Annotated in this window: 20 protein-coding genes; 12 read left to right on the plus strand and 8 right to left on the minus strand. The window is 69.7% G+C overall.

All coding sequences use genetic code 11. The annotated features are described in order from the left end of the window. Positions 1–19 precede the first annotated feature (19 nt). Entirely contained in the window at positions 20–1,603 is a 1,584-nt protein-coding gene (locus tag H6927_06030) for a choline dehydrogenase (GenBank protein MCP5217656.1), read from the plus strand. An 84-nt stretch (positions 1,604–1,687) separates the two neighbouring features. Here H6927_06030 and H6927_06035 read toward each other — a convergent pair whose 3' ends face one another. Together H6927_06035 and H6927_06040 are read right to left on the minus strand one after the other, a co-directional pair. Continuing rightward, positions 1,688–2,500, minus strand: coding sequence for an ABC transporter permease (locus H6927_06035; protein ID MCP5217657.1), 813 nt, complete (start codon positions 2,498–2,500; stop codon positions 1,688–1,690). Next, on the minus strand, positions 2,490–3,437 hold the full coding sequence (locus tag H6927_06040) for an ATP-binding cassette domain-containing protein (GenBank protein ID MCP5217658.1): 948 nt from the start codon (positions 3,435–3,437) through the stop codon (positions 2,490–2,492). Before H6927_06040 ends, H6927_06035 begins: the two co-directional genes overlap by 11 nt. Before the next feature lie 53 nt (positions 3,438–3,490). Between H6927_06040 and H6927_06045 the strand changes: the two genes are divergently transcribed. The 9 genes from H6927_06045 to H6927_06085 all read left to right on the plus strand — a co-directional run bounded on the left by H6927_06045 (position 3,491) and on the right by H6927_06085 (position 14,599). Further along, the gene (locus H6927_06045; protein MCP5217659.1) at positions 3,491–4,189 is read left to right on the plus strand and encodes a fumarylacetoacetate hydrolase family protein; all 699 of its coding nucleotides are present in this window, start codon (positions 3,491–3,493) and stop codon (positions 4,187–4,189) included. Further along, positions 4,189–5,037 carry a phosphatidylserine decarboxylase gene (psd, locus tag H6927_06050; protein MCP5217660.1) on the plus strand — a complete coding sequence of 283 codons (849 nt, stop codon included), beginning with the start codon at positions 4,189–4,191 and terminating at the stop codon, positions 5,035–5,037. Before H6927_06045 ends, psd begins: the two co-directional genes overlap by 1 nt. Positions 5,038–5,102: 65 nt before the next feature. Then, positions 5,103–5,753, plus strand: a complete 651-nt coding sequence (locus H6927_06055; protein ID MCP5217661.1) for a TetR/AcrR family transcriptional regulator — start codon at positions 5,103–5,105, stop codon at positions 5,751–5,753. Next, a complete protein-coding gene (locus tag H6927_06060; protein MCP5217662.1) occupies positions 5,750–6,652 on the plus strand; it encodes an SDR family oxidoreductase in 903 nt (300 codons plus the stop codon). Before H6927_06055 ends, H6927_06060 begins: the two co-directional genes overlap by 4 nt. Beyond that, the gene (locus H6927_06065) at positions 6,649–8,292 is read left to right on the plus strand and encodes an acyl-CoA carboxylase subunit beta (protein MCP5217663.1); all 1,644 of its coding nucleotides are present in this window, start codon (positions 6,649–6,651) and stop codon (positions 8,290–8,292) included. The genes H6927_06060 and H6927_06065 overlap by 4 nt, the downstream gene beginning before the upstream one ends. Before the next feature lie 176 nt (positions 8,293–8,468). Then, entirely contained in the window at positions 8,469–9,647 is a 1,179-nt protein-coding gene (locus H6927_06070; GenBank protein MCP5217664.1) for an acyl-CoA dehydrogenase family protein, read from the plus strand. 145 nt (positions 9,648–9,792) lie between these two features. Next, complete coding sequence (locus H6927_06075) at positions 9,793–11,769, plus strand: biotin/lipoyl-binding protein (protein MCP5217665.1); 1,977 nt, start codon at positions 9,793–9,795, stop codon at positions 11,767–11,769. A gap of 11 nt (positions 11,770–11,780) precedes the next feature. Then, positions 11,781–12,938: an acyl-CoA dehydrogenase family protein gene (locus tag H6927_06080; GenBank protein MCP5217666.1), complete on the plus strand. Its 1,158-nt coding sequence runs from the start codon at positions 11,781–11,783 to the stop codon at positions 12,936–12,938. 71 nt (positions 12,939–13,009) lie between these two features. After that, complete coding sequence (locus H6927_06085; protein ID MCP5217667.1) at positions 13,010–14,599, plus strand: AMP-binding protein; 1,590 nt, start codon at positions 13,010–13,012, stop codon at positions 14,597–14,599. 102 nt (positions 14,600–14,701) lie between these two features. On the opposite strand, the gene H6927_06090 is transcribed toward H6927_06085, so the two are convergent. The 6 genes from H6927_06090 to H6927_06115 all read right to left on the minus strand — a co-directional run bounded on the left by H6927_06090 (position 14,702) and on the right by H6927_06115 (position 21,434). Beyond that, positions 14,702–15,865 carry an ABC transporter substrate-binding protein gene (locus H6927_06090; protein MCP5217668.1) on the minus strand — a complete coding sequence of 388 codons (1,164 nt, stop codon included), beginning with the start codon at positions 15,863–15,865 and terminating at the stop codon, positions 14,702–14,704. Between the two features lie 85 nt (positions 15,866–15,950). After that, on the minus strand, positions 15,951–17,810 hold the full coding sequence (locus H6927_06095; GenBank protein MCP5217669.1) for a long-chain fatty acid--CoA ligase: 1,860 nt from the start codon (positions 17,808–17,810) through the stop codon (positions 15,951–15,953). An 85-nt stretch (positions 17,811–17,895) separates the two neighbouring features. Further along, entirely contained in the window at positions 17,896–18,669 is a 774-nt protein-coding gene (locus H6927_06100) for an ABC transporter ATP-binding protein (GenBank protein MCP5217670.1), read from the minus strand. Further along, on the minus strand, positions 18,666–19,478 hold the full coding sequence (locus tag H6927_06105) for an ABC transporter ATP-binding protein (GenBank protein MCP5217671.1): 813 nt from the start codon (positions 19,476–19,478) through the stop codon (positions 18,666–18,668). Before H6927_06105 ends, H6927_06100 begins: the two co-directional genes overlap by 4 nt. Continuing rightward, a complete protein-coding gene (locus H6927_06110) occupies positions 19,475–20,551 on the minus strand; it encodes a branched-chain amino acid ABC transporter permease (protein ID MCP5217672.1) in 1,077 nt (358 codons plus the stop codon). The genes H6927_06105 and H6927_06110 overlap by 4 nt, the downstream gene beginning before the upstream one ends. Before the next feature lie 7 nt (positions 20,552–20,558). Beyond that, a complete protein-coding gene (locus H6927_06115; GenBank protein ID MCP5217673.1) occupies positions 20,559–21,434 on the minus strand; it encodes a branched-chain amino acid ABC transporter permease in 876 nt (291 codons plus the stop codon). 362 nt (positions 21,435–21,796) lie between these two features. On the opposite strand from H6927_06115, the gene H6927_06120 reads away from it, so the two are divergent. Continuing rightward, entirely contained in the window at positions 21,797–22,621 is an 825-nt protein-coding gene (locus tag H6927_06120) for a crotonase/enoyl-CoA hydratase family protein (protein MCP5217674.1), read from the plus strand. Between the two features lie 107 nt (positions 22,622–22,728). Next, complete coding sequence (locus H6927_06125; GenBank protein MCP5217675.1) at positions 22,729–23,934, plus strand: acetyl-CoA C-acetyltransferase; 1,206 nt, start codon at positions 22,729–22,731, stop codon at positions 23,932–23,934. Positions 23,935–23,945: the final 11 nt, after the last annotated feature.

Genomic DNA, 23,945 nt, shown 5'->3' on the forward strand with positions numbered 1-23,945 from the left:
GACAAGGAGGTTCCTCCCCATGGACTATGTGATTGTCGGCGCCGGCTCGGCCGGCTGCGTGCTGGCCGCGCGCCTGACCGAAGACCCGGACGTGCAGGTCACGCTGCTGGAGGCCGGCGGGCCCGACGCCAGCGTGCTGATCCACTGCCCGGCCGGCCTGGCGCTGCTGGCCAAGCTGGGCCAGGCCAACTGGGCCTTCCAGACCGTGCCGCAGCCGGGGCTGAACGGCCGCCGGGGCTACCAGCCGCGCGGCAAGGTGCTGGGCGGCTCCAGCTCGATCAACGCCATGATCTACATGCGCGGCGTGCCGCAGGACTACGACGCCTGGGCGGCCGAGGGCAACATCGGCTGGTGCTGGGACGAGGTGCTGCCCTTCTTCAAGCGCGCCGAGCACAACGAGCGCGGCGCCGACGCCTGGCATGGCACGGGCGGACCGCTGAACGTGATGGACCTGTCCGACCCCAACCCCTTCGCGCAGGCCTTCGTCGAGGCCGGCGTGCAGGCCGGGCAGCGGCACAACCGCGACTTCAACGGCGCCACGCAGGAAGGCGTGGGCCTGTACCAGGTCACGCACAAGGCGGGTGAGCGCTGCTCGGTGGCCAAGGGCTACCTCACGCCCAACCTGGGGCGGCCCAACCTGCACGTGCTGACCGGCGTGCGCGTCACGCGCGTGCTGCTGGAGCAGGGGCACGCCGTGGGCGTGGCCTATGTGCAGGACGGGCAGGAAAAGACGCTGCGCGCCGAGCGCGAGGTGATCCTGAGCGCGGGGGCCATCCAGTCGCCGCAGCTGCTGATGCTCTCGGGCATCGGCCCGGCCGAGCACCTGCGCCAGCACCGCATCCCCGTGGCGCTGGACCTGCCCGGCGTGGGCGCGCACCTGCACGACCACCCCGACGTGGTGCAGGTGTGGGACGTGCCCGGCGCGCACGATCTGTTCGGCCTGTCGCTGGCCGGCGCCTGGCGCACCGTGGGCGACGTGCAGCGCTGGCGGCGCGAGCGGCGCGGGCCGCTCACCACCAACTTCGCCGAGGCCGGCGGCTTCATCAAGAGCGACGCGGCGCAGGCCGTGCCCGACCTGCAGCTGCACTTCGTGGTCGGCAAGCTGGTGGACCACGGGCGCGCCACCGTGCTGGGCCACGGCTTTTCGTGCCACGTGTGCGTGCTGCGGCCGCAAAGCCGCGGCAGCGTCAGGCTGGCCGGCAAGGACCCGCTGGCCGCGCCGCTGATCGACCCGGCCTTTTTGCAGGAGGGCGACGACGTGCGGCGGCTGGTCAGGGGCTTCCGGCAGATGCGTGAGATCCTGGGCCAGAACGCGCTGGCGCGCCACGGCGGACGCGAGCAGTCGGCCGGCGCGCGCAGCGACGCCGAGATCGAGGCCTTTGTGCGCCAGCACGCCGACACCATTTACCACCCCGTGGGCAGTTGCCGCATGGGCCGCGGGCCGATGGACGTGGTGGACGACCGGCTGCGCGTGCGCGGCATCGAGCGCCTGCGCGTGGTCGACGCCTCCGTCATGCCCAGCGTGCCGGGGGGCAACACCAACGCGCCGGTGGTGATGATGGCCGAGAAGGCGGCGTGGATGATCGGGCGCGATGGGGCGTGAGGGGCGAGCGCTCGACAAAAAACAGAGATTTCAAGCCGCCAGCCTGCGTGCCGCATGCGCAGGCAGCTATCAATTACAAAGCATTCAACGCCGAAACCGCTGCCGCGTGAACGCCAGCGCCACCCACAGCCCCACCACCGCGTACGCCGCCAGCACGGCTGCCCAGCGCCAGGGCTGCTGCGGCCACTGGCCCAAAAACAATGGGCGCGCCAGCTCGACCGCCGCCGTCAGCGGCAGCCAGTCGGTCACCACGCGCGCGGCCTCGGGCAGCTGATCGCGCGGAAAGAACACGCCCGACAGGAACATCATGGGCGAGAGCACCAGCGTGAAGTAGTAGGTGAAGAAGTCGTAGCCCGGCGCCTTGGCGTTGAACACCAGGGCCATGCTGGCGAAGGTGATGCCGGCGCCCAGCAGGATCGGCACGGCCAGCCACATGCGCGGCGTGCGGCTGATGTCCAGCGCCCAGATCACGCCCATGATGATGGTGACCGAGAACAGCGCCTTGAAGCCGGCCCACAGCATCTCGGCCAGCACCACGTCGTCGAGCTGCACGGGGGTGTTGAGGATGCCGTCCCAGGTCTTTTGCACGTGCATGCGCGAGAAGGCCGAGTACAGCGCCTCGAAGCTGGCCGCGTTCATGGCGCTCATGCACACCGAGCCGCTGGCCAGGTACAGGATGTAGGGCACCTGCTGGCCGTGCGTGGACACCTGCCCGATCATGCTGCCCAGGCCGTAGCCGAAGGCCACCAGCCAGATCAGCGGCTCGCCGATGTTGGCCAGCAGGCTGGGGATGGCCAGCTTGCGCCACACCAGCCAGTTGCGCAGGAACACCGGCCACCAGCGCAGCGAGGGGCGCGGCGGGGCCCAGAGGGAGGGAGCGTTGGAGTCAGCCGTCATCGCGAATTTGGCGTCCCGTCAGCTTGAGGAACAAATCTTCCAGGTTGGCCGGCCGGTGCAGCGTGCGCAGGCCGGGGTGGCCCTCCAGCGCCTGCAGCAGGGTGCGCGCGTGGCGGGTGTAGAAGAACACCGTCTCGCCGCTGGTCTCCACCCGCTCGGCGTGCGCGGCCAGCGGCGACGCGGCCAGCTGCAGCGCGCCGTTGCCGTACACCTCGACCACCTCGGGCTCCAGGTGCTCGGCGATCAGCGCGCGCGGCGCGCCCTCGGCGATCTTGCGGCCGTGGTCGATCACCAGCAGGCGGTGGCACAGGCGCTCGGCCTCGTCCATGAAGTGCGTGGTCAGCAAAATCGACTTGCCCTGCGCCAGTAGCATCTGCAGGCGCTCCCACATCAGGTGGCGCGCCTGCGGGTCCAGCCCCGTGGTGGGCTCGTCCAGCAGCAGCAGGTCGGGGTTGTTGATGAGCGCGCGCGCCAGCGACAGGCGCCGGCGCATGCCGCCCGACAGCTCGCCGGGCCGCGCCCTGGCCTTGTGCGACAACGCGGCAAACGCCAGCAGCTGGGGCACGCGCTCGGCCAGCTCCCGGCGGCCCAGGCCGAAGTAGCGGCCGAAGACGAACAGGTTCTCGGCGCAGTCGAAGTCCGGGTCCAGCGAGTCGAACTGCGACACCACGCCCAGGCGCTGCTTGATGGCCAGCGCGTCGCGCGGCATGGCCAGGGCCGATCCGTCCTGGCGCGCGAAGTAGTGGATCTGCCCCGCCTCGGGCGCCGTCAGGCCCAGGGCCAGGCGGATGGTGGTGGTCTTGCCGGCGCCGTTGGGGCCGATCACGCCCAGGCACTCGCCCGGCGCGATGGCCAGCGACACGCCATCGACCACGCGCGTGCCGCCGTAGCTCTTGACGAGATCGCGGATGTCCAGCAGCGGCGGCAGGTCGGTCATGGGCGATGATTGTGCCTGCGCCTACACTTTCATCTGCAAACCGTTTTTCAATCATGACCGACTTCGTCTTTCCCCCTATTCCTCAGGCCAGCGTGGCCGTGCGCGGCAGCCGCCAGCGCTATGCCGTGGGCCGCATTTTCTGCGTCGGCCGCAACTACGCCGCGCATGCGCGCGAGATGGGCGGCAACCCCGACCGCGAGCCGCCGTTCTTCTTCAACAAGGCGCCGGCGCACCTGCTGGCCAGCGGCGCCACGGTGCCCTATCCGCCCGGCACGCGCGACTACCACCATGAGATGGAGCTGGTGGTGGCCATCGGCCAACCCGCGTTCCGCATCGCGCCCGAGCAGGGCCAGGCCTGCGTGTGGGGCTACGCCTGCGGGCTGGACATGACGCGGCGCGACCTGCAGGGCGAGGCCAAGAAGGCCGGGCGTCCCTGGAGCTTTGGCAAGGACTTCGAGCATGCCGCCGTCATCGGCGAGCTGGTGCCGGCCAGCCAGACGGGCGCGCTGGCCCGCGGGCGCATCGAGCTGGCCGTCAACGGCCAGACGCGCCAGCAGGGCGACCTGGCCGACCTGATCTGGAGCGTGCCCGAGGTCGTCGCCAACCTGTCGCAGTACTACCACCTGCAGCCGGGCGATCTGATCTACACCGGCACGCCCGAAGGTGTGGGCGCGGTGCAGCCGGGCGACGTGCTGGCCGGGCGCATCGAGGGCGTGGGCGAAATCCAGCTGACCATCGGCCAGCCCGAGTGATGGCTGAAAGCTGGGCCGTGCGGGCGCAGTACCTGCTGCCCAAGAAGCTCATCACGCAGGCGGCGGGCGCCTTTGCGCGCGCCGAGCTGGGCGCGCTCACGCACGCGGCCATCCGCCGCTTCGTGGCGCGCTACGGCGTGGACATGGGCGAGGCGGCCGAGCCGGACGTGGCCCGCTACGCCAGCTTCAACGACTTCTTCACCCGCGCGCTGCGCGACGGCGCGCGCCCGCTGACGCAGGCCGACTACCTGTGCCCGGTCGACGGCGCCATCAGCCAGTTCGGCGCCATCGAGCGCGACCAGATCTTCCAGGCCAAGGGCCACGCCTACAGCACGCGTGCCCTGCTGGCGTGCGACGCGCGCGAGGCGGCGGCGTTCGACAACGGCCAGTTCGCCACGCTGTACCTGAGCCCGCGCGACTACCACCGCATCCACATGCCCTGCGCCGCGCGCCTGCAGCGCATGGCGCACGTGCCGGGCGAGCTGTTTTCGGTCAACCCCGCCACCGCGCGCGGCGTGCCGGGCCTGTTTGCGCGCAACGAGCGCGTGGTGTGCTGGTTCGACACCGCGCGCGGCCCCATGGTGCTGGTGCTGGTGGGCGCCACCATCGTCGGCAGCATGGCCACCGTGTGGCACGGCGTGGTCAACCCGCCGCGGCCGGGGCAGGTGCGGCGCTGGGACTACGCCGGCCAGTCCGTCGAGCTGGCCCGGGGCGCCGAGATGGGGCGCTTTCTGCTGGGCTCCACCGTGGTGCTGCTGTGGCCGCACGGCACGTTGCGCTTCAACCCCGGCTGGGCGCCCGGCGGCGCCATCCGCATGGGCGAGGCGATGGGCAAGGCGCTGGGGTAAGACCCGCATTTATTTTTATCAAGCGTTTGCTTGATAAAAATAAAATGAGCGGCTATGCTGCGGCCATGCCATCTTCCGCCGCCATGGTTGCAGCGCCGCCGCCCGCCCGGCGCGGGCGCCCCCGCAAGAGCGCCGAGCAGCGCGACGAGAGCCTGCGCCGGGCCGATCTGGTGCGCGCCGCCGCGCGCCTGTTCCGCACCCAGGGGTTCGACGCCACCAGCACGCGCGACATCGCGGCGGCCATCGGCATGCAAAGCGGCTCGCCTTTCTATTATTTCGAGAGCAAGAGCGCCTTGCTGTTCGCCGTCATGCAGGACGGCATGGCGCAGGCGCAGGCCAGCCAGGACGCGGCCCTGCGCGCCCTGGGCGCGCGCGCGCCGGCGCGCGAGCGCCTGCGCGCGCTGATCCGCCAGCACTACGAGGTGCTGCTGGGCGAGGGCAGCGACTTCATCCCGGTCATGCTGTACGAGTGGCGCTCGCTCACGCCAGCGCAGCGCGAGGCGGTGGCGGCGCAAAAGGATGCGTACGAGGCGGCGTGGATGCCGGCCTTGCGGGCGCTGCATCGCGCGGGCCACCTGAATGCGCCGCCGGCGCTGGCGCGGCTGTTCATCTTCGGGGCGTTGAACTGGACGGTGCAGTGGTTCGACCCGGCCGGCCCACGCACGCTGGACGATCTGACGGAGCAGGCGCTGTGCCTGTTCGTGGGGAAAGCATGAGCTACCAATCCGTTTTTGCGCCGGGCCTGCTGGCCGGCCGCACCGTGGTGGTCACCGGCGGCGGCTCGGGCATCGGGCGCTGCACCGCGCACGAGCTGGCGGCGCTGGGCGCGCACGTGGTGCTGGTGGGGCGCAAGGCCGACAAACTGAAAGCCGTGCAGGCCGAGATCGCGCAGGATGGCGGGCAGGCCAGCTGGCAGGCCTGCGACATCCGCCAGGAAGCGGCCGTGCAGGCCATGGTGCGCGCCATCGTTCTTGATCGCGGGGGCATCGACGCGCTGGTCAACAACGCGGGCGGGCAGTACATGACGCCGCTCGAAAACATCGGCGCCAAGGGCTGGCAGGCGGTGATCGACACCAACCTCACCGGCGGCTTTCTGGTGGCGCGCGAGTGCTACTTGCAATCGATGCAGCAGCACGGCGGGGCCATCGTCAACATCGTGGCCGACATATGGGGCTCCATGCCCGGCATGGGCCACAGCGGGGCGGCGCGCGCGGGCATGGTCAGCTTCACCGAGACGGCGGCCGTGGAATGGGCCGCCAGCGGCGTGCGCGTGAACGCGGTGGCGCCCGGCTACATCGCCTCCAGCGGCATGGACCACTACCCGCCCGAGGCTGGCGACATGCTGCGCGCCATGCGCCAGACGGTGCCGGCGGGGCGCTTCGGCACCGAGGCCGAGGTGTCGGCGGCCATCGTGTTCCTGCTCAGCCCGGCGGCCAGCTTCATCAGCGGCAGCGTGCTGCGCGTGGATGGCGCGCGCCCGCAGGCGCGCATGGGCTGGGGCATGAAGCTGCCCGATGCCCAGGCGCAACAGCGCGCCGCCGTGCGGCCGTTCGACGGCTTTCACCGTGCCGTCACACCCAGGGTATTCGCGTCGCAGGACGCCGCCAAGCCATGACCGTTTTTCAATCGAGCTGGAACGCCGCATCGCCGCAGGCCATCGAGCGCCGCGCGGCGATGCTGGCGCGCATCGAGCGCCTGCGCGCCCTGGAGGATCGCGCCGCGGCCGAATCGGCCAAGGCCGGCGCGCGCTTTGCCAAGCGCCATCAGCTGCTGCCGCGCGAGCGCGTGGCGCTGCTGCTGGACCGCGGCGCGCCCTGGCTGCCTTTGTGCACGCTGGCGGGCTTTCTGCACGACGTGCCCGACGCCGACCAATCCGTGCCCGGCGGCGGCGTCATTGCCGGCATCGGCTTCATCGAGAACACGCGCTGCATGGTGGTGGCCTCGGATTCGGGCATCGAGGCCGGCGCCATCCAGCCCATGGGCCTGGACAAGATCCTGCGCGTGCAGGAGATCGCGCTGGCCGAGCGCTTGCCCTTCATCCACCTGGTCGAGAGCGCCGGCGCCAACCTGATGCGCTACCGCGTCGAAGGCTTCGTGCTGGGCGGCAGCCTGTTCCGCAACCTGGCGCGCCTGTCGGCCGCGGGCATCCCGGTCATCACGGTGCAGCACGGCTCGGGCACGGCGGGCGGTGCCTACATGCCGGGCTTGTCGGACATCGTCATCATGGTCGAGGGCCGCTCGCGCGCCTTCCTGGCCGGCCCGCCCTTGCTCAAGGCCGCCACCGGCGAGGTGGCGACCGAGGAGGAGCTGGGCGGTGCGCTGATGCACACGACAGTCTCCGGCCTGGGCGAATACCTGGCGCGCGACGACCGCGAGGCGCTGGGCATCGCGCGGCGTGTGGTGGCGCAATTGCAATGGAAAAACAAGGCTTTGGCCCGCACCGAACATGCGCGGGATGCTATCAATTCAGAAGCATTCGAGTCGCCCTGGCCGGCCGATGAGTTGCTGACGCTGATGCCTGCCCACCACCGCGAGCCGGTGGACATGCGCGAGGTGGCGGTGCGCCTGCTCGATGGAGGCGAGCTGCTGGAGTTCAAGGCCGGCTACGGATCGGCCACCGTGTGCGCACAGGGCCACATCCGCGGCCACGCGGTGGGCATCATCACCAACAACGGCCCGATCGACATTGCCGGTGCCAACAAGGCCACCCACTTCATCCAGTGGATGTGCCAGCTGGGCCACCCCATCGTCTACCTGCAGAACACCACCGGCTACATGGTGGGCAAGGAGGTGGAGCAGGGCGGCATGATCAAGCACGGCAGCAAGATGATCCAGGCCGTCACCAACGCCACCGTGCCGCAGCTCACCATCCAGTGCGGCGCCAGCTTCGGCGCCGGCAACTACGGCATGTGCGGCCGGGGCTTTGCGCCGCGCTTTCTGTTCAGCTGGCCCAGCGCCAGGACGGCGGTGATGGGCGGCGAGCAGGCCGCCGGCACCATGCGCATCGTGACCGAGGCGGGCCTGAAGCGCAAAGGCGTCGAACCCGACCCGGCCAGGATGCAAAAGCAGTTCGATGCCGTGGTCGCCATGTTCGAGCGCCAGCAGGATGCCTTTGCCACCAGCGGCCTGCTGCTGGACGACGGCGTGATCGACCCGCGCGACACGCGCGCCGTGCTGGCCTTTTGCCTGGACACGCTGGCCGAGGGCGCGGCGTGCGCGGTGCGGCCGATGCAGTTCGGCGTGGCAAGGATGTGAAGTGCACCCCCTGAGTCGCTGCGCGCCTTCCCCCTCTCCTGCGGGAGGGGGACAACGCCAGTGGCCGGCGCAGGTCCGGCCACGGCGTTCGCTGGCGTGGCCTGCTCCGCGGCCTTGGGGCGCATGCCTCGCATGCGCAGCGAAAAGCTGGATTGACTGAAAGCAGGAGACCAATCATGCAACTGACCCACGAACACGAGCAGATCCGCGACACGCTCAGGCGCTACATCGACGAGCACATCAACCCGCACGTCGATGCATGGGAAGAGGCCGAGATCTTCCCGGCGCACCAGGTGTTCAAGGGCCTGGGCGATCTGGGCCTGCTGGGCTTGACCAAGCCGCCCGAGTACGGCGGCATGGGCTTGGACTATTCCTACAGCATGGTGATGGCCGAGACGCTGGGGCACATCACATGCGGCGGCGTGCCGATGGCGATCGGCGTGCAGACCGACATGTGCACGCCGGCGCTGGCGCGCTTTGGCAGCGACGAGCTCAAGCGCGAATTTCTGGCCCCGGCCATTGCGGGCGACATGGTGGGCTGCATCGGCGTGAGCGAGCCGGGCGCGGGCAGCGACGTGGCCGGCATCAAGAGCCACGCGCGCAAGGACGGTGGCGACTACCTCATCACCGGCCAGAAGATGTGGATCACCAACAGCCTGCAGGCCGACTGGATGTGCATGCTGGTCAACACCGGTGATGGCCCCGTGCACAAGAACAAGAGCCTGATCATGGTGCCCATGCGCGACGGCCCGGGCGGCAAGCTGACCCAGGGTATCGAGGTGGCGCGCAAGATCCGCAAGATCGGCATGGATTCCAGCGACACCGGCCTGATCTACTTCGACGGGGTGCGCGTGCCGCAGCGCAACCTGATCGGGCAGGAAGGCCAGGGCTTCATCTACCAGATGCAGCAGTTTCAGGAGGAGCGCCTGTGGGCGGCGGCCAACAGCTTGAGTGCGCTGGACGAATGCATCCGCGAGACGATCGAATGGGCGCGCGAGCGCAGGATGTTCGGCGCCACCTTGCTCGATCAGCAATGGGTGCAGTTCAAGCTGGTGGAGCTGCAGACCGAGCTCGAGTCGCTGCGCGCGCTGACCTGGGCGGCGGGCGAGCGCTACGTGGCGGGCGACGACGTGCTGCAATGGGCCAGCATGGCCAAGCTGAAGGCCGGGCGCCTGATGCGGCAGGTGACCGACACCTGCCTGCAGTTCTGGGGCGGCATGGGCTACACGCTGGAAAACCGCGTCTCGCGCATGTACCGCGACGGGCGCCTGGCGTCCATTGGCGGTGGGGCCGATGAGGTGATGATGGGCATCATCGCCAAGACCATGGGTATGGCCAAGCGCGGCGCGGCATGATGCGCCAGCCTAGCCGGTCTTGCTCTTTCCCCCGCTGGGGGAAGGTTGGGATGGGGGCGCGCCGCGTGCCTTCGTCCAGCGCCGCTGGCCCCCACCCCTGCCCTCCCCCAGAGGGGGAGGGAGTCTCGCCGCAGGGAGGCGGCCGATGAAGCGAATCCTGATTGCCAACAGAGGCGAAATCGCCCGCCGCGTGATGGCGACGGCCCACCGCATGGGCATCGAAACCGTGGCGGTGTATTCCGACGCCGATGCCAGTGCGCTGCACGTGCGCGAAGCGACCGTGGCCTATGCCTTGGGCGGCAACGCGTCGGCCGACAGCTACCTGCGCATCGACAAGCTGCTGGCCGCCGCGCGCGCTTGCCAGGCCGATGCGGTGCACCCGGGCTACGGTTTTCTGAGCGAGGACGCGGGTTTCGCGCAGGCGGTGCTGGATGCGGGCCTGAGCTGGATCGGCCCGCCGCCCGCGGCCATTCGCGCGCTGGGCAGTAAGGCCGCGGCCAAGGCGCTGGCGGCGCGCCAGGGCGTGCCCTGCCTGCCGGGCTATGCGGGCGAGGACCAGAGCGAGGCGCGTTTCGTGGCCGAGGCCGTCAAGGTCGGCTACCCCGTGATGGTCAAGGCCGTGGCGGGCGGCGGTGGGCGCGGCATGCGGCTGGTTACCGGCGCGACGCAGTTGCCGCAAGCCTTGAAGAGCGCGCGCTCCGAAGCGCAGGCGGGCTTTGGCAACGGCGATCTGCTGATCGAGCGCGCCGTGCTGCACCCGCGCCATGTCGAGCTGCAGGTGTTTGCCGACATGCACGGCCACGCGATTCACCTCGGCGAGCGCGACTGCTCGGTGCAGCGGCGGCACCAGAAGATCGTCGAGGAGGCGCCCAGCCCCGCCGTGTCGCCCGAGTTGCGCGCGCGCATGGGGAGTTGCGCGGTAGCGCTGGCGCAAGGGGCCGGCTATGTCGGCGCGGGCACGGTCGAATTTCTCGTTGAGGGCGAACAGTTCTTCCTCATGGAGATGAACACGCGGCTGCAGGTCGAGCACCCGGTGACCGAGGCGATCACCGGCCTGGATCTCGTCGAATGGCAGATCCGCGTGGCGCGCGGCGAGCCCTTGCCCCTGGCGCAGGACGAGGTGAAGCTGAACGGCCACGCGATCGAGGTGCGCCTGTGCGCCGAGGATGAGTGCTACGTGCCGCATGCGGGCCGCATCCGCCACTTCGCCGCGCCTGCGGCGGCCCGGGCCTTCGAGCGCGCTCCCCTGCGCTTCGACCACGCGATCGAGGCTGGTGGCGAGGTCTCGCCGCATTACGACGCGATGCTGGGCAAGCTGATCGTGCATGCGCCCACGCGCGCCGAAGCGATCGACCAGCTGATCGCCGCGCTGGCGCAAACCGAGCTGCTGGGCCTGCCCAGCAACCGCGGCTTCTTGATGGAGTGCCTGGACGACGCGCGCTTCCGGCGCGGCGAGGCCTTGATCTCCTTTCTGGCCGAGCACGGCGATGCCTTGCGCGGGAAACTCCTGAAAAAGGAGCGCCTGGCGCATGGGCACTGCGCGCTGGCGGCGGTTTGCCCGCAAGGGGTTGGTGATTTGCCCAGCGCCTTCGCCGCGCCGCTGCGCCTGTCGCACCGTGGCGACGTGAGCGCGCTGTCCGTGCGCGCCGTCGCCGGCGGCGTGCAGGTGTTGGGCGAGCCCGCGCGCACGATCGCCTTGCAAGCGCTGGCCGACGGCGCCGTGCGGTGCACGGAAGACGGCGTCACGCGCCGCGTGCGCGCCACCCGAGCGCCCGCGGCCGACGCGCCGCGCCGCTGGCATGTGCAGGCAGGCGGCGTCGACTGGTGGCTCGTCGATGAGTCTTTTGACCCTGTGGCCGGCGCCGGACAAGCTCAGGCAGCTACGGAATTGAGAGCTCCGTTGAATGGCAAGGTGGTGCGTGTGGCGGCGCAGGTGGGCCAAGCCTTGATGGCGGGCGAGGCGGCGGTGGTGATCGAATCGATGAAGCTGGAGCACAGCCTGTCGCCACGCGCCGATGCGACGGTGGCCGAGGTGCTCGTCGCCGAAGGCCAGCAGGTCAGCCCGGGCCAGGTGCTGCTGCGCTTTGCCGCGCCGCAGGCCGTCGAGGAAGCTGCGAAATGACCACCCCGGTCATGACGGATACCGAGCTGCGCGAGGCGCGCACCGCGCTGGCCGACCTGGTCGAGCGCTTTGCGCGCAGCGAGATCGCGCCGCACGTGGGCGCGTGGGACGCGGCGGGCGAGTTTCCGCGCGCGCTGTACGCCCGCGCCGCCGAGCTGGGGCTGCTGGGCCTGGGCTATCCCGAGGAGCTCGGCGGCACGCCCGCGCCGTACGCGCTGCGCCTGGTGATGTGGCGCGCGCTGTGCCGCTTCGGCACCTCGGGCGGCGTGCAGGCGGGCCTGCTGTCGCACAACATCGGCCTGCCGCCGGTGGTGGCGCTGGCCGTTGACGCCGTCCGGCGCGAAGCCGTGCCGCCGGTGCTGGCGGGCCGGCAGATCGCCGCGCTGGCCATCACCGAGCCCGGTGGCGGCTCGGACGTGGCGGCGGTGCGCACCACGGCGCGGCGCGAGGGCGGCGAGTACGTGGTCGATGGCGAGAAGATCTTCATCACGTCGGGCATGCGCGCCGACTGGATCACGGTGGCGGTGCGCACGGGCGAGGCGGGCACCAAGGGTTCGGGCGGCCTCAGCCTGCTGCTGGTGCCCGGCGACAGTCGCGGTCTGTCGCGCACGCGCCTGGACAAGATGGGCTGGCTGTGCTCCGACACCGCGCAGCTGCGCTTCGACGGCGTGCGCGTGCCGGCGCGCTACCTGCTGGGCGAGGAGGGCGCGGGCTTCAAGGCCATCATGGCCAACTTCAACGGCGAGCGCCTGGGCATCGCCGCCGGCGCCCTGGGCTTTGCCGAGGCCTGCTACGACGAGGCGCTGGCCTGGGCGCGGCAGCGCAAGACCTTCGGCCAGCGGCTGACCGAGCACCAGGTGATCCGCCACAGGCTGGTCGACATGCAGCAGCGCATCCGCGCCACCGCCGCGTGGCTGGAGCAGCTGGCCGCGCGCGCGGATGCTGGCGATACCGGTGCCGACTGGGTGGCCGAGGTCTGCACGCTGAAGAACCAGGCGACGCAGACGATGCAGTTCTGCGCCGATGCCGGCGTGCAGATCCTGGGCGGCATGGGCTACATGCGCGGCACGGTGTGCGAGCGCCTCTACCGCGAGGTCAAGGTCATCACCATCGGCGGCGGCACCGAGGAAATCATGAAGGAGCTGGCCGCCCGGCAATGGGGCCTTTGACCCCCGACGACACCGCTTTTCCCTTTCAAAAACAGCGTCGACCGACGCAGACCCTCCAGGAGACAACCCCGATGATCGACCAACCCACCACCGAGGACCAACGCCGCATCCGCCGTGTCGCGCTGGGCGACTTCGTGCACCGCAGCGCGCTCCGGTTCGCCGAGCGCACCGCCGTCGTCGACGGCGACACGCGCCTGAGCTACGCCGAGCTGGACGCCCGCAGCTCGCGCTTGGCCCACCATCTGCTGGGCACGGTGGGCAGCGGCAAACAGATCGGCATGCTGTGCCAGAACTCGGCCGACATGGTGGTGGCCTACAACGGCATCCACAAGTCGGGCAACGTGTGGGTGCCGGTCAACATCCGGCTGGACGCCGGCGCCATCGCATACGTCCTCAAGCATGCCGAGGTGTCGGCGGTGGTGGTGGACGAGGCCCTGCGCGCCGACCCGGCGCTGGCCGCGGTGCTGGAGCAGCTGGCCGTGCCGCTGATCCTGACGATGAGCACCGCCGGCGGGCCGGGCGATGCGCGCGTGCGCACGCTGGCGGCGGCCGAGGCGGGGCACGCCAGCACGCTGCCCGAGGTGGCGATCGACAGCGACCAGCCCGCGCTCATCATGTACACCAGCGGCACCACCGGCAACCCCAAGGGCGCGGTGCACTCGCACGCCTCGGTGGCGGCGGCGCTGATGGGCAACCTGGCGGGCCTTGCCATCACCGAGCACGACGTGTTCTCGGGCGTGCTGCCGCTGTACCACTGCGCCCAGCACTGCCTGGTGGCCACCGTGCACATCGCCGGCGGCTGCGTGGTGCTGCTGCGCGGCTTCGTGCCCGACGAGGTGCGCGCGTCGATGCGCCAGGAGCGCTACACCGTCTTCGTCGGCCTGCCGATGATGTACGGCGCGCTGCTGGCCGACCCGGCTTTTCGCATGGAAGGCATGCGCCTGGCCATCTACGCCATGGCGCCCATTCCCAAGCCGCTCATCCGGCAGATCGCCGAGCGCCTGACGCCCAACGTGCAGCTGGCCACCGGCCAGACCGAGATGTATCCCGGCACCATGACCTTCAAGCCGCTGGAGCACCCGGGCCTGGACGCCAACTACTGGGGCAGCTCGCTGCCGCACAACGAGACGGCGGTGATGGACGACGAGGGCCGCCTGCTGGGCGAGGGCCAGCCCGGCGAGATCGTGCACCGCGGCGCCAACGCCATGCTGGGCTACTTCAAGGACCCGCAGGCGACGGCGGCCGCGCAGCGCTTCGGCTGGCACCACACGGGCGACCTGGGCCAGTGGGGGCCGGGCGGGCAGATGATGTTCCTGGACCGCAAGAAGGACATGATCAAGACCGGCGGCGAGAACGTGGCCAGCGTCAAGGTCGAGGCGGTGCTGCTGGCGCACCCGGCGGTGGCCGGCTGCGGCGTGATCGGCCTGCCGCACCCGCGCTGGGCCGAGGCGGTGTGCGCGGTGGTGGTGCGCAAGCCCGGCGCCGAGCTGGACGAGGCCACGCTGCTGGCGCACTGCCGCCAGCACCTGGGCGGCTTCGAGGTGCCCAAGCTGATCCGCTTCGTCGATGCGCTGCCGGCCACGTCGACCGGCAAGGTGCAGAAGCACCGGCTGCGCCAGCAATTCGAGGCGCTGGCGCAGCAGGCCTGGGCTGATGAGTAGATATTGAAACGATAGCTGCTCACGCTTGATGCATGCCGGCTAAAGCCCGATTCGATCAAAAAAACCGCCCGTAGGTGGTTTTTTTGTCGGCTGCATGGCGGCTTACTTGAAGTAGTCCGACACCACCTTCCAGCGCCCGTCCTGGATCTGCGACAGGCGCGAGCGCTCGGTGCCCAGGCGGTTGGTGGCGGAGAACTTGAGCGTGTCGCTGCCGAACATGTCGGGCTCGATGGGCGCGCTTTCCATGCCCTTGATGAAGCTCTCGGTCGTCAGGTTGGGGCCGGCGCGCTGCACGCCCTGGATGAAGTTGTCCATGATCTCGTAGCCGTAGACCGAGAACACGCCCGGGTCCTCGTTGAACTTGGTCTTGTACTTGTTGGCCCAGAAGCGCAGCGGCTGCGAGGCGTCGTCCAGGTAGGGCACCTGGATGGCCATGGTGGCGTACAGGCCGTCCATGGCCTTGCCGCCCAGCTTGTGGATCAGGTCGGTGTAGGCGGCGGTGGTGCCCAGGAAGGTGGGAGAAAAGCCCGTCTTGCGCGCCTCGCCGATGGTGCCGATGGTCTCGCGGATCACGGTGCCCAGCACCACCAGGTCGCAGCCGGCGGACTTCATCTTGGCCACCTGCGAGGAGAAATCGGTGGCGCCGCGCTTGTAGGTGGTCTTCTCGGCCAGCTGCATGCCGATGGTCTTCAGGCCGTCTTCGGCGCCGCGCATCACCTCCAGGCCGAACTCGTCGTCCTGGTAGATGGAGCACACCTTCTTGGCGCCCTTTTCCTTCACCAGGCGCGGCGTGCCGGTGCGCGTCTGGTCGTAGTAGGGCACGCTGAAGGCGAACTTGAGGTTGCGGTTGGGCTCCTCGAACATCTCGCGCGCGCCGGTGAGCGGGTAGAAGTTGATCACCTTCTTGGGAAACAGCACCGGAAAGGTCGCCATGTTGGACGCCGTGCCGATGTGGCCGACCATAGCGAAGATGTGGTCCTGGTTGACCAGCTTTTGCGCCGCCAGCACCGCGCGCTTGGGGTCGTAGCCCGAGTCCTCGGACTTGAACACCAGCTTGCGGCCGTTGACGCCGCCCTGCTCGTTGATCTCGTCCACGCGCAGCTGCATGCCGTTGCGCGCCTGCTTGCCAAAGCCCGCCAGCGGGCCCGACAAGTCCTGGATGGTGGCGACCGTGATCTCGGTCTTGCTCACGCCCTGGCTCTGGGCCAGGGCCGGGCCGGCCGCGAGGGCCAGGGCGCAGGCGAGGGAAAACAGGGTGCGTTTCATGGGCTCGGACCTCCTGGGGTTGATGGGCGGATTGTGGATAGATGTGGGCGCGCGGGGCGGCGGTGATTACCCTGATACGGGTGCCTCAGTGGCCGTACATGGCCTCGATCTGCGGTGCGTACTTGGTCTGCACCAGCTTGCGCTTGAGCTTCATGGTCGGGGTCAGCTCCTCGTCCTCGGCCGTGAGCTGCGTGTCGAGCAGGAAGAACTTCTTGATCTGCTCGACGCGGGCGAACTTGCGGTTCACCTCGTCGATCACGCCCTGGATCAGCGCCTGCACCTCGGGCGCGCGTGTGAGGCTGGCGTAGTTGGAAAACGGCACGTCGTGGTCCTGCGCGTACTTCTCGACGTTCTCCTGGTCGATCATGATGATCACCGTGAGGTAGGCGCGCGCGTCGCCGATCACCACCGCGTCGGTCACGTAGGGGCTGAACTTGAGCTCGTTTTCCAGCTCGCTGGGCGTGATGTTCTTGCCGCCCGCGGTGATGATGATGTCCTTCATGCGGTCGGTGATGCGGTAGAAGCCCTCCGCGTCCACCGTGCCCACGTCGCCGGTGCGCAGCCAGCCGTCGGCGGTGAAGGTCTCGGCCGTCTTCTCGGGCAGGTTCAGGTAGCCGGCGAATACGTTGGGGCCCTTGACCTGGATTTCGCCCGTGGCCGCGTCCAGCCGCACCTGGTTGAAGTCGGCCGCCGGCCCGATCGAGCCGGGCTTGATGCGCGCCGCCGGCACGCCGGTGGAGGCGCCGCAGGTCTCGGTCATGCCCCACACCTCCAGCATGGGCACGCCCAGCGACAGATACCACTTGACCAGCTCGGGCGAGATCGGCGCCGCGCCCGTCACCAGATAGCGCGCGCGGTGGATGCCGATCATCTTGCGCACGTTGTCCAGCACCAGCCAGCGCGCCAGCCGAAAGCGCGCCTTCAGCAGCGCCGGCACCGGCTGGCCGGCCAGCACGCGGTCGGCGATCCGCCGGCCCACGCCGATGGCCCAGGCGTAGGCGGCCTGCTGCAGGCGCGTGCTTTCCTTCAGCGCGATGGTGACGCCGGAATAGAACTTCTCCCACACGCGCGGCACGGCGGTGAACACCGTGGGCGCGATCTCGCGCACGTTCTCGGGCACGGTGTCGGGGTTCTCGACGAAGTTGAGCCTGGCCCCGGTGTACAGCGAGTAGTACTCGCCGCCCATGCGCTCGGCGATGTGGCACAGCGGCAGAAAGCACATGCACTCGTCCTGCTCGCTGCGCGCGATCAGCGTGTTGTAGCCGTGCGCCGTGTAGACCAGCGCCGAATGCCTGTGCATGGCGCCCTTGGGCCTGCCGGTGGTGCCCGAGGTGTAGACCAGGATCGCCAGGTCCTCGGGCTGCACGGCCGCCACGCGCTGCTTCAGCGCGTCCGGGTGCTGCCGGTTGTGGGCGCGCCCCAGCTCGCGCAGGGCGCCCAGGCTGATGACCTGCGGGTCGTCCATGTCGCGCAGGCCCTCCATGTCGAACACCACGATCCGCTCCAGCAGGGGCAGGCGCTCGCGCACCTCCAGCGCCTTGTCCAGCTGCTCGTCGTCCTCGACGAACAGCACGCGCGTGCGCGAGTCCTCGCACAGGTAGTGCACCTGGCTGGCCGCATCGGTGGGGTAGATGCCGTTGGCCACGCCGCCGCACGACAGCACCGCCAGGTCGGCCAGCACCCATTCGGGCACGGTGTTGGACAGGATCGAGGCGGTCTCGCCCTCGGCCAGGCCCAGGCTCAGCAGGCCGCCGGCGATCTCCGCCACCGCCTCGCCCACCTGCGTCCAGGTCCAGCTGCGCCAGAGGCCCAGCTCCTTCTCGCGCAGCCAGACGGTGTCGCCGCGCTGCGCCACCGCGTTCCAGAACATGGCGGCGATGGTGTCGCCGGGCACCACGATGTCGGTACGCGGCTGGATGCGGGAGAGGTCCCAAAGATTGCTCATGATGCCCCCACGCTCCGCGGCTGTGCCTGCTGCGCTGCCTCCCGAGGGGGCGCGCGCCGGCTCGGTTGTTGGGTGATGGAATCGTTCATCGCCAGGTCTTCTTTTTCTTCCAGCGCCGCTCGCCGCGTACGCCGGACTCCTTCATGCCCAGGTAGAACTCCTTGATGTCCTCCTTCTCGCGCAGATGGGCACAGGTGTCTTCCATCACGATGCGGCCGTTTTCCAGCACGTAACCGTAGTCGGCGGCGTTCAGCGCCATGTTGGCGTTCTGCTCGACCAGCAAAATGGTGGTGCCGCGCTCGCGGTTGATGCGCACCACGATCTCGAAGATCTCCTTGGTCAGCTTTGGGGACAGGCCCAGGCTGGGCTCGTCCAGCAGGATCAGCTCGGGCGCGGCCATCAGCGCGCGGCTGATGGCCAGCATCTGCTGCTGGCCGCCCGACAGCAGGCCGGCGTCCTGCGCCCGGCGCTCCCGCAGGATCGGGAAGTACGCGTACACCTGCTCCATGTCGCGCGCCACGCCGTCGCGGTCGCGGCGGGTGTAGGCGCCCATCAGCAGGTTGTCGTGCACCGACAGCAGGGGGAACACTTCGCGCCCCTCGGGCACGTGCGAGAGCCCCTGCTGCACGATGAAGGCCGGGTCGCGGGCGGTGATGTCCTGGCCCTTGAAGTGCACGCTGCCCTTGCGCGGGTCGATGATGCCCGAGATGGTCTTGAGGATGGTGGTCTTGCCTGCGCCGTTGCTGCCCAGCACGGTGGCGATCTGGCCCTGTTCCACCTTCAGGCTGACGCCGCGGATGGCCTTGATGGGGCCGTAGGAGCTTTCGACGTTGGCCAACTGCAGGATCACCGTGCTCATGCCTGCCTCCGCAGCGAGGACACGTCCTCGATCGAGCCCAGGTAGGCCTCGGCCACCCGGGCGTCGGCCTGCACCTCGGCGGGCGTGCCCATGGCCAGCACCTCGCCCTGGTTGAGCGCCACCACGCGGTCGGACACGCGCGAGACCAGACCCATGTCGTGCTCCACCATCAGCACGGTCACGCCCAGCTCGTGCACGATGTCCTGGATCCAGAAGGCCATGTCGTCGGTTTCCTCCACGTTCAGACCCGACGAGGGCTCGTCCAGCAGCAGCAAGCGCGGCTCGGCGCACAGCGCGCGCGCCAGTTCCACCACCTTGCGCACACCGTAGGGCAGGCCGGCCACCAGCAGGTCGCGGTAGCGCTGCAGGTCCAGCAGCTCGATCACGCGCTCGACGTGCTCGCGCGCGGCCAGCTCGGCGCGGCGCGTGGCGGAGGTGAACAGCAGCTCGCTCCAAAAACCCGTCCGGCGGTGCGTGTGGCGCCCGACCAGCAGGTTGTGCAGCACGCTGGCGTGCTCGAACAGCTCGATGTTCTGGAACGTGCGCGCGATGCCCAGCGCGGCCACCTGGTGCGGCGCCCGCGCGGTGAGATCGACCTTGCCCCGCGGGCCGGCGTAGTCGATGCTGCCGCTGGTGGGCTGGTAGAAGCGGCTGATGAGGTTGAACACCGTGGTCTTGCCGGCGCCGTTGGGCCCGATCAGGGTGAACACCTCGCCGCGGCGCACGTCGAAGCTGACGTCGTTGACGGCCAGCACGCCGCCGAAGCGCACGCTCAAGTGCTTGGCCGAGAGCAGGATGCCGTCCGTCATTTCAAGCGGTCCGATTTCTGGAACGACTTCTGGCGCCTGAACATGCCGCGCTGGTAGAAGGGAAACAGCTGCAGCCAGGTGCGCATCTTCAGCCAGCGGCCGTACAGGCCCAGCGGCTCGAACAGCACGAAGGCGACCAGCACCACGCCGTAGACCACGGCTTGCAGGCCCGGCGCCTGGCCGATGGCCTCGGGCAGCCAGTCCTTGCCCAGGGCGATGAGCTGGGGCATCGCGATCAGGAAGATGGCGCCCAGGAAGGCGCCGTGGATGGAGCCCAGACCACCGATGACGACCAGCAGCAGCAGGTCGATGGACTGCAGGATGCTGAACTGGTCGGGCGTCAGGAACTGGATCTTGTGCGCGTACAGCGCCCCCGCCACGCCGGCCAGCGCGGCCGACAGCGCGAACGACAGCGTCTTGTAGCGCGCCAGGTGGATGCCCATGCTCTGCGCCGAGATCTCGGAGTCGCGGATCGCCACGAAGGCGCGGCCGGTGGGCGCGCGCAGCAGGTTGGCGATGCCCAGCGTGGCCAGCGCGGCGGTGGCCAGGCACAGCGCGTAGAAGCCGTGGGTCGACTCGATCGACCAGCCGAAGAAGGCCGGCGCCTGCACCGACAGGCCGGCGTTGCCGCCGGTCACGCTGTCCCAGCGGGCAAAGCCTTCCTCCACGATGAAGCCGAAGGCCAGCGTGGCGATGGCCAGGTAGATGCCCTTGACGCGCAGCGCCGGCAGGCCCACCACCACGCCCACCGCCGCGGCCAGCACGGCCGCGCCCGCCATGGCCAGCGGAAACGGCCAGCCGGCGTTGGCCAGCACCGCCTGCGTGTAGGCGCCCACGCCCAGGAAGGCCGCGTGTCCCAGCGAGATCTGCCCGGTGTAGCCCGACAGCAGCATCAGCCCCAGGCCGGCGATGCCGTAGATGAGGATGAAGGTCAGCTGCGCCAGCCAGTATTCGGGCAGCAGCCAGGGCGCCGCCACCAGGGCGAGCACCAGCAGCCCGTACCAGAACACGTGCCCGCCGTGCTTGGCCAGGCGGATGTCCTGCTCGTAGCTGGTCTTGAAGATGAAGCGCATGCGGTGGTCAGACCTTTTTCAACAAACGTTCACCGAACAGGCCATTGGGTTTGATCATCAGCATCAGCAGCACCACGATGTAGGCCGCGATGTCCTTGAAGCCCTCGGGCAGGTAAAAGCCCGACAGCGACTCGACCACGCCGATCACCAGCCCGCCCACGATGGCGCCCGGCAGGCTGCCGAAGCCGCCCACCACCGCGGCGGGAAAAGCCTTCAGGCCGATGAAGCCCATGTTGGCGTACACGAAGGTGATGGGCGCCAGCAGCAGGCCGGCGATGGCGGCCACGGCGGCCGCCAGGCCCCACACCAGGCCGTTCAGGCGCTTGACCGGGATGCCCATGTAGTACGCGGCCAGCTGGTTTTGCGACGCTGCCTGCATGGCGATGCCAAGGCGCGTGAAGCGAAACAGCGCGTACAGGCCGGCGCACAGCACGGCGGTGACGGCGATCACCACCATCTGCTCGGCGCTGAGCACCAGCGCGCCCAGGTTCCAGACCTGGTCCTTGTAGGGCACGGGCAGGGCGTGGGTTTCGGTGCCGATGCCGGGGATCATGGTGATCGCGCCGCGCGCCACGTAGCCGATGCCGATGGTCAGCATGACGATGGTGAACGCCGGCTGGCCCAGGATGGGGCGGATCACCGCGCGCTCCATGCCCACGCCGAACAGGCCCATGGCGGCGATGCTGGCCAGCACCGCCAGCCAGAACGGAAAGCCCAGCAGCGTCATGCCGACGTAGCCGCAGAAGGCGCCCAGCATCATCAGGTCGCCCTGCACGAAGCTCACGGTCTCGGTGGCCTTGTAGATCAGCACGAAGCCGAGCGCGATCAAGCCGTAGATGCAACCCTGCGCCACGCCGCTGATCACCAGTTGGATGAACTCCACGCTATCCCCAATGCTGTGCGTTGCCAAAATTCGTCAGACTCTAAGGGCCCGGTGCGCTGGCCGCATCCCCGAAAAACCCTTAGGGCCTGTTAACGTTATGAAAGGGGATCGCGTTGCCTCGCCAAGGGGCTGGATGCAAGGCGCCCGTGCGCAGCAAGGCCCGTGCCTTGCAAGCGCGGGCAACGCCGCAGACGGCCCCTTGGCGAGACAACCCGAAGGGAAGCTCATGACAGCCCGCCCCTCGGCGTTGCGCTTCTTGTGCGTGCCGACGCACGCACGGCGGCGCGCGCCTTGATGGGCAGGCTGTCATGAGCTTCGCGACCCCTTTCATAGCGTTAACAGGCCCTAGCAGGCCCAAGCCCATGACCGAAGCCAGTGCAGCCGTCCGCGTCGAGCAGCTCGACACCGTCACCGTCGTCACGCTGGAGCGCGCCGACGTGCGCAACGCCGTGGACGCCGGCACGGCGCGCGCCCTGCACGCCGCCTTCATGGCCTTCGAGGCCGACGCCGGCGCCCGCGTGGCGGTGCTGCACGGCGCGCACGGCCACTTCTGCGCCGGCTGGGACCTGCAGGCCGGCGCGCGGCTGGCGCGCCAGGACGCGGGCGCCGCCCAGCGCCTGCGGCAGGAGCTGGACTTCGCCGCCGCCGACGTGCAGCCGCTGGGTCCCATGGGCCCCTCGCGCCTGCTGCTGTCCAAGCCGGTGATCGCGGCGGTCGAAGGCGCGGCCGTGGCCGGCGGCACCGAGCTGGCCCTGTGGTGCGACCTGCGCGTGATGGCCGAGGACGCGTACTTCGGCATCTTCTGCCGGCGCTTCGGCGTGCCGCTGATCGACGGCGGCACGGTGCGCCTGCCGCGCCTGATCGGCCAAAGCCGCGCGCTGGACCTGATCCTGACCGGGCGCCGGGTGGACGCGGCCGAGGCACTGGCCATCGGCCTGGCCAACCGCGTGGTGCCGGCGGGCACGGCGCGCGCGGCGGCCATCGCCCTGGCGCGCGAGCTGGCGGCCTTTCCGCCGGACACGCTGCGCGCCGACCGCCTGAGCGCGCTGACGCAATGGGACTGGCCGCTGCCCGAGGCCCTGCAGCGCGAGTGGGACGGCGGCAAGCGCTGCATCGGCGCCGCGCTGGCCGGTGCCGCGCGCTTTGCCGGCGGCGCCGGGCGGCATGGCGATTTCGAGGCCAGCTGAGGCAGGCCGGCGGGCCGGGAGCGTCGGTTTCAATTTAATCGAGCGATTGCTTGGTTAAATGTCTATACTGCCATTTTTGCCCGATATCCCCCTAAGGAGTTACCCCGATGACCGAAGCGTTTGTGTTCGACGCCATCCGCACGCCGCGCGGCAAGGGCAAGAAGGACGGCAGCCTGCACGAAGTCAAGCCCATCGACCTGCTGGCCGGCACGCTGCAGGCGCTGCGCACGCGCCACGACCTGGACACCGCCGCCGTCGACGACGTGGTGATGGGCATCGTCTCGCCCATCGGCGAGCAGGGCTCGGTGCTGCCCAAGGTGGCGGCCCTCAAGGCCGGCTGGGACTGGCGCTGCGCGGGCATGCAGGTCAACCGCTTTTGCGCCTCGGGGCTGGAGGCGGTCAACCTGGCGGCGCAGAAGGTGCGCTCGGGCTGGGAGGACCTGGTGGTCGCCGGCGGCGTGGAGAGCATGAGCCGCGTGCCCATCGGCAGCGACGGCGGCGCCTGGGCGCAGGATCCGGCCACCAGCCTGGCGACGGGTTTCGTGCCGCAGGGCATCGGCGCCGACCTGATCGCCACGCTGGAGGGCTTCGGCCGCGCCGATGTGGACGCCTTTGCCGTCACCTCGCAGCAGCGCGCCGCCGCCGCGCGCGCGGCGGGCCACTTCAAGGGCTCGGTGGTGCCGGTGCAGGACTTTCTGGGCCAGACCATCCTGGATGAGGACGAGTTCATCAAGCCGCGCACCACGGTGGAGGCGCTGGCCGGCCTGAAACCCTCGTTTGAGCAGCTGGGCGCCATGGGCTTCGACGCGGTGGCGCAGCAGCGCTACCCGCAGGTCGAGCGCATCGACCACGTGCACCACGCGGGCAACTCCTCGGGCATCGTCGACGGCGCGGCAGCTGTGCTGATCGGCAGCGAGGCCGCGGCCAAGGCGCATGGGCTCAAACCCCGCGCGCGCATCGTCGCCACCGCGCTGTCGGGGGCTGACCCGACCATCATGCTGACCGGCCCCATGCCCGCCACGCAAAAGGCGCTGGCCAAGGCGGGCCTCACGATCGACCAGATCGACCTGTTCGAGGTCAACGAGGCCTTTGCCGCCGTGCCCATGAAGTTCATGAAGGACTTGAAGGTGCCGCACGAAAAGCTCAACGTCAACGGCGGCGCCATCGCCATGGGCCACCCGCTGGGCGCCACGGGCGCGATGATCCTGGGCACGCTGATCGACGAACTGCACCGCCGTGGCCTGCGCTACGGCCTGGCCACGCTGTGCGTGGGCGGGGGCATGGGCATTGCCACCATTGTCGAACGAATTTAAGACAAATAGGC

It is taken from the genome of Burkholderiaceae bacterium, from assembly GCA_024235995.1.
Lineage (GTDB): Bacteria > Pseudomonadota > Gammaproteobacteria > Burkholderiales > Burkholderiaceae_C > Ottowia.